Origin of the sequence: Luteibacter sp. UNCMF331Sha3.1, assembly GCF_900109915.1 — a bacterium.
Lineage (GTDB): Bacteria > Pseudomonadota > Gammaproteobacteria > Xanthomonadales > Rhodanobacteraceae > Luteibacter.
Map to the genome: position 1 here is coordinate 403,601 of NZ_FOBU01000002.1, position 15,177 is coordinate 418,777.

A 15,177-nucleotide genomic window follows, 5' to 3' on the forward strand; every position below is an offset into this window, starting at 1 on the left:
CACCCATCGCGGCCGAGGCCGCTCCCACAGACAGGCGGCCGAAGGCATCGCGCCTCGTGGCGAGCGCCCATCGCCAGCAGGCTGGCTCCCACCCGAAGGTCGAGGCCTTATCGCGAGCACCTTCGCCCGTTAGCGGGCGTTCCTCACGGGCAGGCTTGCTGTCCGGCGACGCTCAAAACACGGTGCCGCGGAAGTCGGCAGAGCCGACGGCCCTTCGCGGCACGCGCAAGCAAACGCGATGGCGAAGCCGAGCCGGAGGAGAACCGCGCGCCCCGCAAGACAATTGCCACCACGCAGCCAGGCCCGAAAGATTTGCTACCCTCGAATCCGTATAGCCGTACGGACGTCCACAGGGGAATCATGAAGGCCGGATCTGCGAACACCACCGCGCCGCGTCGCTTCGGCGGCGGGGACCTCAACGGCGTGCTCGGCCTCGTCGTCGACAATCTCTCCCTGCTCGCCTTCATGGCGACCGCGCTGATCGGCATCTTCGGCATGCCGGCTGACCTCGTGTTCCGCCGTATGTTCCCGGGCACCGCGCTCGGCGTGCTGCTGGGTAACCTCGCGTATACGTGGATGGCGCGCCGGCTCGCCGCGCGCAGCGGCCGCACGGACGTCACCGCGATGCCGCTCGGCATCGATGCGCCCACCAGCATCGGCATGGCGCTGCTCGTCCTCGGTCCCGCGTTCGCCGGCTATCGCCAGGCCGGCCTCGACGACATCGCGGCGGGGGAGGCCACGTGGCGCCTCGGCATGGCTTCGCTCGTGGTCATGGGCCTGCTCAAGTTCGTGCTGTCGTTCTTCGGCGCGTGGGTGCAACGTTCGGTGCCGCGCGCGGGTCTTCTTGGGTCGATCGCCGGTATCGCCCTGGTGCTGATGGGGTTCCTGCCGCTGGTCGAGATCATGCGCGTGCCGGTGGTCGGTTTCGCGGGGCTGGGTATCGTCCTCTACGGCCTGATCGCGAAGCGGCGGCTGCCTTTCGGGATCCCCGGGGTGCTCGCTGCCTTCATCGTGGGCGTGGCGCTCTACTACGGCCTGGGGCCGATGGGGCTGCTGGGTACCGGCTACCACGCGCCCGGCACCTGGCAATGGCGTCTCGGCTTCCCGTGGCCGAACCTCGGCTTCGTCGACGGTCTGCCCGCGACCGTGCCGTATCTCCCGCTGATCCTGCCGTTCGGGCTGCTCATGGTCGTCGGCGGCATCAACGTAACGGAGAGCGCACGGGCGGCGGGCGACGACTACGCCACACGCGACATCCTGCTCGTGGAAGCGCTCGCGACGCTCGTCGCGGGCGTCTGTGGCGGCGTGGCGCAGACCACGCCATACATCGGGCAGCCGGCGTACAAGGCGATGGGCGCGCGCACCGGTTACACGCTCGCGACGGGGTTGATCATCGGTCTCGGTGGCGTGTTCGGTTATCTGTCGAACCTGGTCGAGCTGCTGCCCGTCGCCGTGCTGGCACCCATCCTCGTGTTCGTTTCGATCGGCATCACGACGCAGGCCTTCGAAGCGACGCCGCTGCGCTATGCGGGCGCGGTGGTGTTCAGCTTCTTTCCCGCGATCGCCCGCATGCTGGCGATCAAGCTCGGCGATCCGGGTATCGTGGACCCGGCGCATTTCGCGGCGCTCTACGGCGACACCAGCCACGGCCTGTCCGCCATGGCGGTGATCGTGATCCTCGGCAACGGCTTCATCATCACGTCGATGGTCTGGGCGAGCTTCGTCGTGGCCATGATCGACGGCCATGTGCGCAAGGCGGCGGGCATCGTGGCCCTCGGCGGCGTCCTGACCGCCTTCGGGCTCATTCATTCGGTGCAGCCCATCGGCTCGGTGTACCTGCCATGGCTGCTCGACGCCCCGGCGCAGTCGCTGGTGTGGTCCTTCGTGTCGGCCTATGGCGCGCTCGCGGCCGTATTGCTGGCGCTGTCGTTTTCCCCGTCGCGCCCCGCGGCTTGAATTGGGAGCGGGGCGCAGCCACCCTTGGAGACTGACCCCAGGAATCGCCCCCATGCCCCTTTCCGACCTGACGTCGTTGCCCGGCGTCACCGCGACGCCCGACGCAGCGACCCATGGCTTCGTCTTCAACCACACGATGATCCGCGTGCGCGATCTCGACGTGTCGCTCGACTTCTACACGCGCGTGCTGGGCTTCACCCCGGTGTACCGCCACGTGTTCGCGGAGGCCGCGTTCACCATCGTCTACCTCGTGCTGCTGACGGATCGCAGCGCGATCCCCGATGACGACGAGGCGCGCAAGGCTTGGGTGCTGCGTCAGCCGGGCGTGCTCGAGCTGACGCACAACCACGGCACCGAAAAAGAGGCCGCCACGCCGTATCACAACGGCAACAGCGAGCCGCGCGGGTTCGGCCACCTCTGCGTCAGCGTTCCGGATGTGGTCGCCGCGTGCGAGCGCTTCGAGGCGCTTGGCGTCAAGTTTCAGAAAAAACTGAGTGACGGACGGATGCGCCACATCGCCTTCATCCGCGATCCGGACGACTACTGGATCGAAATCCTGCAGCCGACGTCGCTGTTCACCTGACCCATGCCGACGAACCTGCCGCCGGTCACCCGGAACCTGCTGATCGCGAACGTGCTCGTGTTCGCGTTGCAGTACCTCCTGCATGACGAAACGACGCTGGCGCTCACGCGCTGGTTCGCCCTCTGGCCGTTCGGCCACGATCTCGCCGTGGACCTGGGGGGCGGCGACATCGCCGGCATCGGTTTCCGTCCGTGGCAGCTCGTGACTTACGGCTTCATGCATGGCGGCATCATGCACATCCTGCTGAACATGTACGCGCTGTACATGTTCGGCGGTCTGATCGAGCGCGTGATGGGCACGCGCCGCTTCGTCATCTACTACTTCGTCTGCCTGATCGCCGCGGCCGTGGCGCAGCTGGCAGTGCAGCACTTCTTCGAGCCGGATCGCATGTATCCGACGGTGGGCGCATCGGGCGCGGTCTTCGGGCTGCTCGGCGCGTTCGCGATGCTGTTCCCCCGCGAGAAGCTGATGATGATCCCGATTCCCGTCGGGATCCCCGCGTGGCTGTTCGTCACGCTGTACGGTGCCGCCGAGCTCTTCTTCGGCGTCACCGGCACACTGTCCGGCGTGGCGCATTTCGCCCACCTGGGTGGGCTCGCGGCAGGGCTGGCGTTGCTCTGGGCGTGGGGCGTCAGGCTGCCGCCACGCCACGGGTTCTGATCAGCGCAGCGCGAGGAAATCCGGGCTGACGACGAAGCGCACGGCGTCGAGGCGCAGGCGCGCCTCGGGAATCGCCGCAAGCAGGGCGTCGCGCTCGGCGGCGATGGCGTCCACTTCGTCGTCGGAGATCGACGGATTGACGGCGTGCAGCGCCACCAGTCGAGCGTGCTCGGCGTCGAGTTCGCGGCGCGCGGCGTCGAGTGCCTCCAGCTTCAGCACCTCGGCACGGGCTTCGATGAGGTCCTGCGCGCGCTCGAGCATCGGGGGCACGAGCTTGGACAGGAACTTGCGATAGCGCGGCACTTCGATGTTGCGATCGGCGGCCCGACGCAGGGCCACGTCGCTCGGGCGGAACGCGGCCCGCTCGGTCAGCTTCGTGTCCACGGTGAGCGTGAGCGGCGTGGCGGGCAGGAAGCGACCGGCGTCGAGCTTGCGATCCGCGACGACCTCCAGCACGAACACCGTCTGCAGCAGCGCGGTGCGCACCGGTAGCGCATCGTCGACGAGGAAGGCGGCATTGCCGTCTTCACCCGACACGAGCAGGTCGACCGCGGCACCGACCATGGGATGGTCGAGGCGCAGCAGCGGGAGATCTTCTCGGGCGAGGGCGATGTCGCGCGAGAACGTGACCGACGTCGGGCCATCGGCGAAACCGGGCAGCCCATCCGTCGAGAGGTATTGCGGATCCAGCAGCACGATGCCGCGCGCCAGTTCCTCGGCGTGCACGCCGTAGGTCTCGAACAGGCGCTGGATGAAGAGGTCGCGTGCCGGGTCGTCGTCTTCGGCGGCGAAGCTTCCGGCGAGATCGTCGGCGTGCGGGTCGCGGCTCGCCGCCAGCTCCAGCAGGTGGTCGCGACCGGCGTGGATCAGTGCGGAGAGTTCTTCGTGCGCGCCGCGCGTTTCGGCGATGAGCGCGTCGAGCTCCTGATCGCGGTCGTCGTCCTCGCGGGCGTGCTCGTCGGCGAGCGTCGAGAGCAGCGTGCCGAAGCGACGGAGCAGCTCGCGGCCGTCGGCCGGGCTGCTGCGGAACGCGTCGAGACCCTCGTCGTACCAGCGGGCGAGCACGTGTTGCGCGCTCTGTCCGACGACGGGCACGTGGATGACGATGTCCTTCTTCTGGCCGATGCGGTCGAGGCGGCCGATGCGCTGTTCCAGCAGGTCCGGATCCAGCGGCAGGTCCCACATCACCAGGCGGTGTGCGAACTGGAAGTTACGGCCTTCCGAGCCGATCTCGGAGCACAGCAGCAGGCGCGCACCGTCGGGCTGCGCGAAGAACGCCGCGTTACGGTCGCGCTGCACGATGCCGAGGCCTTCGTGGAAACGCGCGACGCCGACGCCGCTCTTCGTGCGCAGCGCATCTTCGATCGCCATGACCTTCGCCTGGCTGCGGCACAGCAGCAGGAACTTGTCGTCCGGGTGCGCGTCGAGCAGGGCGATCAGCGCGGCGAGGCGCGGATCGTTGGCATAGTCGAATTCGAGGGCGGCGGGCGGCTGCTGGATGTCGGAGCGGAACTCCGCCAGCAAGGCATCGCGCCGGCCCGGCTCGAGCGTATCGGCATCGATGGCGATCACGTCGGGCACGCGGTGAGGGAAGCCGCCGATACCGGCACGGCGATTGCGGAACATGGCACGCCCGGTGCCGTGGCGGTCGATCAGCGCGGCGAGCAGCTCGGCACTGGTGTCGTCGCGGGCGAGCAGGGCGGCCAGTTCGCGATCGCCCTTGAACCGTCCGGCGAGCGTGGCCTTCTGCGTGGCGTCCAGCGGCGTGCCGGCGGCCAGCGTGTTGGCGATGTCGGATAGTTCGGCATAGCCGGACGATTCCGCGAGATAGGCGTCGAGGCTGGCGTAGCGCTGCGGATCGAGCAGGCGCAGTCGCGCGAAGTGGCCCGCGCGGCCGAGCTGCTCCGGCGTGGCCGTGAGCAGGATCACGCCCGGCGTCGCCGCGGCGAGTTCCTCGACCAGACGATAGCGCGGGCTGGCGCCCTCGGGCGTCCACTCGAGATGGTGCGCTTCGTCGACGACGATCAGGTCCCAGCCGGCCTCGGCCAGCTGCGCGGCGCGTTTGGGCGAGGATTCGAGAAACGCGAAATCCGCGATGACGAGTTGTTCGTCTTCGAACGGATTACGGCCATCGCTGGCCTGCTCGATGGCCTCGCAGCGTTCCTCGTCGAAAATGGAGAACGAGAGGTTGAAGCGGCGCAGCAGTTCCACGAACCACTGGTAGACGAGCGTCTCCGGCAGCAGCACGAGCACGCGTCCCGCACGGCCGGTGGCCAGCTGGCGGGCCAGGATCATGCCGGCCTCGATGGTCTTGCCCAGGCCGACCTCGTCGGCGAGCAGCACGCGTGGCGGACGGCGGGCGGCGGCGATACCGGCGACACGCAGCTGGTGCGGGACCAGGCCGATGCGGGCCGATTCCAGGCCCCACGCCGCGGAACGGCGCGCGTCGGCGCGGCGGCGCAGGGCGTCCACGCGCAGGTCGAAGCGGTCGTTCGAATCGGTGCGGCCGCCGATCAGGCGATCGTCGGCCTGCGAGAGCGCCTGCTCGTCGTCGAGCTGGCCTTCTTCCAGTTCACGGCCCTCGCCACGGTAGACGAACAGGCCTTCGCGTTCTTCGATGCGCTCGACGAGGAACGCGATGCCCTTGCCGGAGACGCGCTGCCCAGCGCGGAACTCCGCGCGGATCAGGGGCGCGCTGTCGCTGGCATAGGGGCGCAGGACGCCCGCCTTCGCGAACAGGACCTGCACGCTGCGCCCTTCGACGCGGAGAATGGTGCCGAGACCGAGCTCGGGCTCGGCGGTGGAGATCCAGCGTTGACCGGGTTGGAACATGCTTGGGGAAGCCAGACATCAGGGGGCGCCAATTATCCGCTCACAAGGGCGCCCGTGCCTACCTCGGGATGGGGCCGCGTGCCTCAGGTCTCCGCCCAGCGCCTCAGCAGGTTGTGGTAAACGCCCGTCAGCTGGAGGATCGAACCCTGATCGGCGCCGCTGGCGGAAAGGTTGCGGATGGCCGTGTCCATCTCGAGCAGCAGGCGCCGCTCGCCGTCGTCGCGGACGAGGCTCTGGATCCAGAAGAACGAGGCGACCCGCGCGCCGCGGGTGACCGGCGTCACCCGGTGCAGGCTGGAGGACGGGTAGACGATGGCGTCGCCGGCCGGCAGCTTCACCTCGTGCTCGCCGTAGGTGTCGCTGACGATCAGTTCGCCGCCGTCGTATTCGTCGGGCTCGCTGAGGAAGAGGGTGCACGACACGTCGCTGCGGACGTGCGTATCGCCGGTGCCCGAATGCATCACCGCACCGTCGATGTGGAACCCGTACTCGCCGCCGCCTTCGTAGCGGTTGAACCGCGGCGACAGCGTGCGCAGGGGCAGCACGGCCGAATGAAACAGCGGATGCCGCTGCAACGCTGCCACCACCCTGTCGCCCAACTCCTTGCGCAGGGGTGAGGCGTCGGGCAGCTGCAGGTTGCGCTTTACCTTCGCACCTTGCGGACCGACGGTCTCGCGACCGTCGGTCCAGTCGGCGCCATCCAGCGCCGCGCGCATCCCGATCACCTGATCTTTGCTCAGGACGTCTGGGATGTGCATCAGCATGGCGGCGGTTCCTCGATGGATCAGAAGCGGATGTTGGCCTGGAGCATCGCCGATCGCGGTGTGGCCGGGGTGTAACGGTAACCGCTCTTGTTGATGGCCGCGACGTATTCCTTGTCGAACAGGTTGTATACGTTGAGCTGGATGTCGACGTGACGGTTGACCGGGTAGCTGGCGATCGCGTCGAAGACCCAGTAGCTCTGCGTGTACGCCGGCGTGCCGACCGCGCCGTCGGTGCCGCGCTGCAGGCCGCCCTGGTAGCGGGCACCGCCGCCGACCGTGAGGTTGAACGGCAGGTGGTAGGTGGTCCAGGCGGTGAAGGAGCGCTTCGGCGTATAGGCGAGGTCGCCGGACCCGTTGGCCGTCACACCCGCACCCTTTTCGACCGTCGCGTCCTGCGTGGAGAAGCCGGCGGTGATGGCCCAGTTCTCCGTGATCTTGCCGATCGCGGTCAGCTCGAAGCCCTGCACGCGCTTCTTGCCGATCTGGTAGTAGAGCAGGTCGGTCGGATCCTGCACGAGTTCGTTGGTCACGGTGGTGCGATAGACCGCCGCGGTCACCAGCAGCTTCGACTCCATCAGGTCCCACTTCGTGCCGACTTCCGCCGTGCGGGCCTTCTGGGCGTCGAAGTTCGGGTTGTCGGCGCTGTTCGCCGACGACGACAGGGTCAGCGTGTTGCCGCCCGGGGGCTGCTGCGACTGCGCGAAGTTGACGTAGATGCTGCCGTTGGCCGCCGGCTTGTAGAGCACGCCGACCTTGTAGTTGAAGAGGTTGTCGCTCTTCTTCGCGTCCACGCCCGGCACGATGCTGCCGGCGCGCAACGGGCCACACACCGGGCCGCCACGCGCTCCGCAGACCACGAGGCTGCTGAAGTCGGTCTTGTAGTGGTCGATGCGCACGCCGCCGTTGACCTGCCAGCTGTCGCCGAACTTCAGCGTGTCGAAGAAGTACGCCGCGGCGGTGTTCGTCTTGCCGTCGCTGTGCGCACCGGTTTCGCCGTAACGCAGGCCGCCGACGTGCGAGTACGGCTTGTAGAGGTTGGCCGCCGGCCAGGTGCTGCCGGTGAGCGGTGCGATGCCGATCGTGCGCGCCTTTTCCTGCGTCAGCTCGATGCCCGCGCTGATGTCCTGCGTCACCGCGCCGGATTCGATCGTGGCCGTGAGGTTGGTCTGGTTGGTGGCGATGCGGTTCGACTGGTGCTTGAACGTGGGCGAACTGCGCGCGATGGTCCAGGTCGACGGATCGGCCGGCTTCGGCGTGAGCAGGTTCGCGGTCGAACCCATGAACGAGGTCAGCAGGTAATCCTGCGTCGTGCGGCCGATACGCGAGAGGTTGTGCAGCGCGACGTTCTCGTCGAAGTCGTGTTCGACGATGACCGTGAACAGGTCCTGCGTGACGTGGTCCTTGTCCTGGGTCGTGCCGTAATAGTTGTCCTGATCGACCTTCGGCGCATCGTTGAGGAACGCGCGGCCGTCCGGGCTGCTGTACCCGGGCAAGCCGATGGTGGGGATGCCGCCGTCGGGCACGTTGTTCTGCTTCACGTGCAGGTAGTCGAGGTACACGCGCGTCGGCGTGCCGAGGCCGAAGGCCAGCGACGGGGCGATACCCCACCGGTTGTTCTCGATCTGGTCGCGGCCGTAGACACCGCTCTCCTGGCCGAGCACGTTGAGGCGGAACGCGCCGGTCTCGCCCATCTGGCGGTTGAGGTCGGCGGTCGCGCGGCGGCGCTGGCCACTGCCGACCTGCACCGTGCCCGATATGCCGTTGCCGAGCACCGGCTGTTTGGTCACGAGGTTGATCGCGCCGGTCGGCGCGGTACGGCCATACTCGGTGCCGTCCGGCCCCTTGGTGACTTCGACCTGCTCGATGTTGAACATGTCGCGCGAGACGGTGCCGAGGTCGCGCGCGCCGTCGACGAAGATGCTGCCCGACGTGTCGAAGCCGCGCATGTAGATCGCGTCGCCGGTGTTCGTCTGGCCGTTCTCGCCCACGTAAAACGTGCCCACGCCGGGGCTGTTGCGCAGCGCCTCGGTCAGCGTGGTGGCGCCCTGCTGCTGGATCAGTTCCTTGTTGATGACCTGGATCGACTGCGTCGTGTCGAGCAGCGACTGCGTGAACTTCGGCGACGAGACCTTCTCGACGCGGTAATCGCTGGAGCGATCCGCTTCCACCTGCATGCCCGGCAGCGCCTGCGCGTCGTTGACCTTCGCCTGCTGCGGCGGCGCGACGACATCGCCGGCGACGGCGCCGTGGGCGAGAGAGAGCAGGACGGCGGCACCGACGGTGCGCACGGCCGGAGCGGCATGCTTGCGGCTCTTGATGAAGGCCATTGGTGGATTCCCTTTTTGCGGCTGGACGAAAGATGAAACGGCCTTCGTGCGCACGCGCATCCGTCGCGGGTCGCCTTCCGACGAGCCGCGGGGCAGGGGTGGATGGGTCCCTGAAATGCACGTACGGGCCACGGGACCCGTCTGACGCTTATCGTAATCTTAATGAGAACGAGTTGCAATTAGGTCGGGGCATGCTTGACGGAAGGATGCGGGCCCCTCAAGTCCGCAAAGCGAACGAGTGCTTCACCCATCGGGCATCGCGTCAAAGTTCCCGTTGCAAATGCTCCGCACGGCGGTTGGACGAGCACGTCGTCCTATCATTCCGCAGCACTAAGGCAAACAGGCCATGCCCTTGCCGAGTGCGCCTGAGGATCTACACATAGGCGGGAAAGCGCTGGAGCGGTGCATGGCCAGTGCTGCGAAATTACCGGGATTCTAAAGTTCACTATTACTTTGCCGACCTACTTAGGCTGCTCGCCAAAAATTGCCTAGGAGAGGCGCTGTGCCGTACGCCATCGAAGATCTGCTTCTTGCTTATCGCAAAGCCAAGGTCGACATATATTACTCATCTAATGCACCGCTGTTGGACATCGCAGCTTACGAAGAAAGTCTAGAAAACCGGCTTGAGAATCTCGCAGCTAAGTTAGCTGACGCAGACGAGAGCTGGTGTGCAACATCCGAGTTCCTTGGCGACTGGACACTAGCGCCGAAGTCCCTTGACATGACAAGTACCGACGATCCGGCCACCACAGTATTTGCGGCACCTGCGGATCGCTGGAAGCAACTCACGAAACTGCGCGAATCGCACCAAGAAGCACACGCAATTCCGTATGCGTCGCGTCCGAAGGCTGAGTTGCGACTGATGGCGGACTGCTCGATGGACTTCCATGTGGTGTCCACGCTTTGGATGATGAAGGTTGGAAGCAAGTATGACGAACGCTTATCTGACAGCTCGTACGGCAACAGGCTTCGACGCGACAAAAATGGGGAAATCAATCCACTGTCTGTCGGTACGTTCAAACAGTACTTAAGGCCATTCAGAGCTTGGCGAGACGGGGGTATTCGCGCGATGCGCGGTGCCCTTTCGGAGGGGAAGAAGGTCGCGGCGCTCACTGCCGACGTGAGTAGCTTCTATCATGAACTCCAGCCAGACTTCTTGCTCGATAAGTCGTTCAATGAACTACTTGGTGTGTCGCTCGATGCCGCCGAGTCAAAACTGCATCGTATATTCGTAAGTGCGTTGCGGCAGTGGGGAGCCAAGACGCCGTTGAAGCGAGGACTTCCAGTCGGTTTGCCCGCATCCGCCCTGGTAGCAAACACAGCGTTGATTGAATTCGATCGCATCATCGAGAAAGAGGTTGTGCCTCTATATTATGGCCGATACGTCGACGACATCATCTTGGTCTTGGAGAACGGCGGGAGTTTAACCAGCACGTCAAGTCTGTGGTCCTGGCTGTTCGAGCGATTCAATGGGCGACTGGGGTGGGTGGGCGACGCAACCCGAGCGGTGCAATTTACGCCCGCCTACTTGCAAAGTAGTCGAATAGTCTTCGAGAGCAACAAGAATAAAGCATTCATTCTCCAGGGTGCTACCGGGGAGACATTTCTCGATTCATTAGTGCATCACATCAACAAACGAGCAAGCGAGTGGCGGGCGCTGCCAAACCTTCCAACGTCGGCGAAGCATGTAGGAACCGATCTGATAGCTGCTACGCAGCGCGACGGGGAAGTTGCAGACAATCTTCGAAAGACAGATTCGGTTGCAATGAGGCGAGCCGGATTCGCAATAAAACTCCGTGACTTCGAGGCGTATGAGCGTGACCTCGAGCCGAGCGCTTGGGTGGCGCATCGCCACGCATTTTTTGATGCGTTCATCAGTCACGTCCTGGTGCTGCCAGAGTTCTTCGATTTGGCCATATACATGCCTCGCGTGGTTCGCCTTGCGACGGCGTGCGCCGACTTTTCTCATCTGAAGCGGATAATCAATGGTGTTCTGAAGGTATGTAATGAGGTTGAAGTTCATTGTGAAACGGTGATCAAGTCGTGTTCTCCGGACTCGCATCCGCCGAAATACGAGATGGACTTCTTTCTTAAACGGTATCTGCTGAGACAGGTATCTGACGCGGTCATCGCATCATTTCCGACAGTTACGAGCGAGCAAAGAGCCGCATGGGTCGCTGATGTTGACGCGCTTTGGCGCGAGCTGCGCGAACTCATAGGAGATGACGCCGGGAGCTACGACACCATAGCCTCTATACGAATGGGGCACCGAACGCTCTTTGTGCATGATCTAGCGCACATGCCATTTCGCTTTGTTGGCTTGTCTAAACAGCTTATTTCCCAGCGAGGCTTGCGTCGTGGAGCGCTCGAAGGGCTTGACGAGGACCGGATCGCGTTGTCGCTGCCGGCACCTTTACTTGTGGGTGCCAAAACGCTCGCTAAGTGGATCGGTAAGGGCTCTAAGCTGCCATCTGCTTTCGTTTTTCCAACGCGTCCGTTTCAGATTCCTGAACTTTACCTCTTGGTATCGGACCCATTTGATCCAGCTAGGCAAGCGCAACTGCGGAACATCGTATTGGCAATCCGTGGCTTCTCGCTCGGGGATGATCTTCCTAGGTTCCAAGGTCGAGCCCTGCACGTCTCGGATGCTGGTGAGCGAAGTAAGCCTGTCGTATCCGTTTCGAGCTGGCGCACAGATATTGCGAGCTGGACCGCGTCAGTTATGCAGATGATGGATCCGGATATTGGTCGGTATGGACGTCTGACGCACCTAATAAACAGTGTGATGTCGTCGTTCGCGGATACCAGATATTTAGTGCTTCCCGAACTTGCAATGCCTGCTCACTGGTTCTTGCGCTTCTCGCAGAAGTTGCAGGCTCGGGGGATTTCGCTGATCACGGGCATTCAGTACCTTCACACGGGGCACCGCGTTGTCCATAACCAAGTTTGGGCCGGGCTGACAAACAACTCGCTGGGATTTCCCTCCCTTCTTGTTTACCGCCAAGACAAGCAGCGGCCAGCGCTCCGCGAAGAACAGGAGCTGTTTGCACATGCAGGCCTTCGCGTCGAGCCCAGTAGGCCTTGGAAGCTTCCCCCCATTATTGATCATGCCGGCTTCCGCTTTTCACTTCTTGTGTGTAGCGAGCTAACAAATATCAAGTACCGGGCGTCGCTCAGAGGAAGGGTCGACGCAGTATTCGTTCCGGAATGGAATCAGGACACGGAGACGTTCCATTCGCTCGTCGAGTCAGCAGCCCAAGATGTTCACGCATTTGTTGTCCAATGCAATGATCGCGAGTACGGAGATAGCCGAATCAGGTCGCCGTACAAAGATTCATGGCGTAGAGACGTCCTAAGGGTGAAAGGGGGGCTTGATGACTACTTTGTATCAGGTGTAATTGATGTGGCCGGCCTTCGTGCGTTTCAGTCAACTCATCGCTCCGGCAGTAAACCGTTCAAGCCAGTTCCCGATGGATTTGTATTAGACCCTGCACGGCGAGTTCTGCCAGGGTCGAGCTAATTTCACGCTCTCAGCCCCCGCGAGGAGCGGAGCGGCATCGGCTGAGCAAGCCGACAGGATAGGCGTCGGATACGTTGCGAGCTACTTGGAGATGGGCGTGTACTAGCATTCGGAAGCGTGGCCAAGTCGCGGTACCGGCTACGTTTTTCCTGCGCGCGGTGACGTCATGCTTGGGCGACGAGGACGACAGAAAAAAGGCGCCGCACTCGCGTGCGGCGCCTCGTCGTCATCGACGATGACGTACAGCGATTACCAGATCTTCACCTGCTTGTCGCCGGCGCGGACCATCTTCGCGTCGGGCTTGCACTGGAACGCCGTGGCGAACGATTCCATGTTCGACGGGGCGCCGATCGCGCGGAGCGAGGCCGGTGCGTGCGGGTCGGTGTTGAGGTACAGCATCGCCTGCTTCTCGCGCACGCTGCCACGCCACACGCGGGCCCAGTTGAGGAAGAAGCGCTGGTCCTGGGTGTAGCCGTCGATCTTCTCGGCGGCTTCTTTCGGGTTCTTCTTCAGGGCTTCCTGCAGGGCGTCGTAGGCGACGTTCAGGCCGCCGAGATCGGCGATGTTCTCGCCGAGGGTCAGCTTGCCGTTGACGTGCAGGTCCGGCTTGTCCTTGATCGGCGTGTAGTCGTTGAACTGCGAGACCAGGCGGCCGGCGCGTTCGTCGAACTTGGCGCGGTCTTCCTTGGTCCACCAGTTCTTGTTGTTGCCGTCGCCGTCGAACTGGCTGCCTTCGTCGTCGAAGCCATGGCTGGCTTCGTGACCGATCACGGCACCGATGCCGCCGTAGTTGATCGCGTCGTCGCCGTTGGCGTCGAAGAACGGGGGCTGCAGGATCGCGGCCGGGAAGTTGATCGTGTTGTCGGTCGGGTTGTAGTAAGCGTTGACCGTCTGCGGCGTCATGCCCCACTCGAGGCGGTCGGTCGGCTTGCCGATCTTGGCGATGTCGTAGTGGTAGTTGAACTTGCTCGCGGCTTCCACGTTGCCGAAGTAGTTCTCACCGTTGACGTCGAGGCCCGACCAGTCGCGCCACTTGTCCGGATAGCCGATCTTCGGCAGGAAGGTGTTCCACTTCTGGATCGCCTTTTCCTTGGTCTCGGCGCTCATCCAGTCGAGGTTCTCGATGCGCGTCTTGAGCGCGTTGCGCACGTTGTCGACGAGCTCGTTGGCGCGCTGCTTCGCTTCCGGCTTGAACACCTTCGCGACGTAGAGCTGGCCGAGGGCTTCGCCCATCGAGCTGTTGACCGTGGCAAGCACGCGCTTCCAGCGCGGCTTCTGCTGCGGCTGGCCGGCGAGGGTCTTGCCGTAGAAATCGAACTTGTTGTCCTGGAAGGTCTTCGACAGGTACGGCGACGCGCTGTCGATGGCGTGGAAGCGCAGGTAGGCCTGCCACGTCGACACCGGCGTGGACGCCAGCATCTTGTCGAACTCCTTGAAGAACTTCGGCTGCGACAGCGAGAAGCCCTTGTCGACCGTCACGCCCTGGGCGGCGAAGAACTTCTCCCAATTGAAGTGCGGCGTGATCTTGTCGGCTTCGGCGACCGACACGAAGTGGTACTGGTTCTCCGGTGCGCGCAGCTCGACCGGAGCGAGCGACGCGGCGGCCAGCTGCGTCTCGAACTTCATGACGTCGTCGGCCTGCTTCTTCGCGTCGGCGTCGGACACGCCGGCGAGGGTCAGCGTCTTCACGATGTAGTCGACGTACGCTTTGCGGTTCTCGGCCTGCTTCGGATCGGTGTAGTAATCCTTGGTCGGCAGACCGAGGCCATCCTGCTGGGCGTAGCCGATCTGCGTCTTCGCATTCTGGAAGTCGGCGCCCGCGCCGAAGCCGAACACGTAGCTGTTGCCGTCGTTGAAGCTGGCGTCGAGGAAGTCGACGATGTCCTGCGGGGTCTTCAGCGCGTCGATCTTCGCCAGTTCCGGCTTGAGCGGTTCGACGCCGGCCTTTTCGATGGCGGCTTCGTCCATGCCCGAGCGATAGAGCAGGCCGATCTTCTGTTCGATCGTGCCGGCCTTGGCGTTGGCGGCGCCCTTGTCCATCGCGTCGACGATGTCGTGCTGCGTGTTCAGGCTGTTTTCGGCGAGCTGGTCGAACGCGCCCCAGCGGGTGCGGTCTTCGGGAATCGGGTTGGCGGCCACCCACTTCGCATTGACGAAGCCGTTGAAGTCGCCGCACGCGTCGATGGTGCTGTCCAGCTCGGCGACGTTGAACGACGGGCCGGCCGGGGCCGCGGCGGTGGTGCCGGCGGCGGCGGGTGCCGTGGTCGACGGGGCCGGCGTGGCCGCGGGCGCGCTGTCGGCATCCTCGTGCTTGCTGCAGGCGGTGCCGGCGAGTGCGACGCCGAGCGCCAGCGCGAGCGGCTTCAGGTACTGCTTGGTCATGGGTGTCCCTCGTGACTTGGTGGAAACGGTGCCCCCGGCACCGGTGGGGTCCGAGCATAGCCCCTGGGGCCACCGTCGCGGGCCAACTGTGACGAAAGTCATGGTTGCCGCAACTCCGCAAGAACTCGCGACGAATGTCCCCGAAGCGTCATA

The 15,177-nt window shown here is 64.3% G+C and carries 8 protein-coding genes; 4 read left to right on the top strand and 4 right to left on the bottom strand.

The window, feature by feature from the left end; translation table 11 throughout:
• Positions 1-360: 360 nt before the first annotated feature.
• From BMX32_RS10185 to BMX32_RS10195, 3 genes are read left to right on the top strand one after another with little or no spacing between them, the layout of a single operon-like run.
• Positions 361-1,956, top strand: coding sequence for a SulP family inorganic anion transporter (locus BMX32_RS10185; RefSeq protein WP_089978257.1), 1,596 nt, complete (start codon positions 361-363; stop codon positions 1,954-1,956).
• A gap of 52 nt (positions 1,957-2,008) precedes the next feature.
• Positions 2,009-2,539: a lactoylglutathione lyase gene (gloA, locus tag BMX32_RS10190; protein ID WP_089978260.1), complete on the top strand. Its 531-nt coding sequence runs from the start codon at positions 2,009-2,011 to the stop codon at positions 2,537-2,539.
• A 3-nt stretch (positions 2,540-2,542) separates the two neighbouring features.
• Positions 2,543-3,199, top strand: a complete 657-nt coding sequence (locus BMX32_RS10195) for a rhomboid family intramembrane serine protease (protein ID WP_089978263.1) — start codon at positions 2,543-2,545, stop codon at positions 3,197-3,199.
• Here BMX32_RS10195 and rapA read toward each other — a convergent pair whose 3' ends face one another.
• The 3 genes from rapA to BMX32_RS10210 all read right to left on the bottom strand — a co-directional run bounded on the left by rapA (position 3,200) and on the right by BMX32_RS10210 (position 9,122).
• A complete protein-coding gene (gene rapA, locus BMX32_RS10200; protein ID WP_089978265.1) occupies positions 3,200-6,031 on the bottom strand; it encodes an RNA polymerase-associated protein RapA in 2,832 nt (943 codons plus the stop codon).
• A gap of 83 nt (positions 6,032-6,114) precedes the next feature.
• Entirely contained in the window at positions 6,115-6,795 is a 681-nt protein-coding gene (locus BMX32_RS10205) for a Fe2+-dependent dioxygenase (RefSeq protein WP_089978268.1), read from the bottom strand.
• 20 nt (positions 6,796-6,815) lie between these two features.
• A complete protein-coding gene (locus BMX32_RS10210; RefSeq protein WP_089978271.1) occupies positions 6,816-9,122 on the bottom strand; it encodes a catecholate siderophore receptor Fiu in 2,307 nt (768 codons plus the stop codon).
• A 502-nt stretch (positions 9,123-9,624) separates the two neighbouring features.
• Between BMX32_RS10210 and BMX32_RS10215 the strand changes: the two genes are divergently transcribed.
• On the top strand, positions 9,625-12,642 hold the full coding sequence (locus tag BMX32_RS10215) for an RNA-directed DNA polymerase (protein ID WP_089978274.1): 3,018 nt from the start codon (positions 9,625-9,627) through the stop codon (positions 12,640-12,642).
• Between the two features lie 249 nt (positions 12,643-12,891).
• Here the strand turns inward: BMX32_RS10215 and BMX32_RS10220 are convergent, their stop codons facing one another.
• Positions 12,892-15,024 (bottom strand): M13 family metallopeptidase, encoded by a 2,133-nt coding sequence (locus BMX32_RS10220; protein WP_089978277.1) that lies wholly within the window; start codon positions 15,022-15,024, stop codon positions 12,892-12,894.
• Between the last annotated feature and the right edge of the window lie 153 nt (positions 15,025-15,177).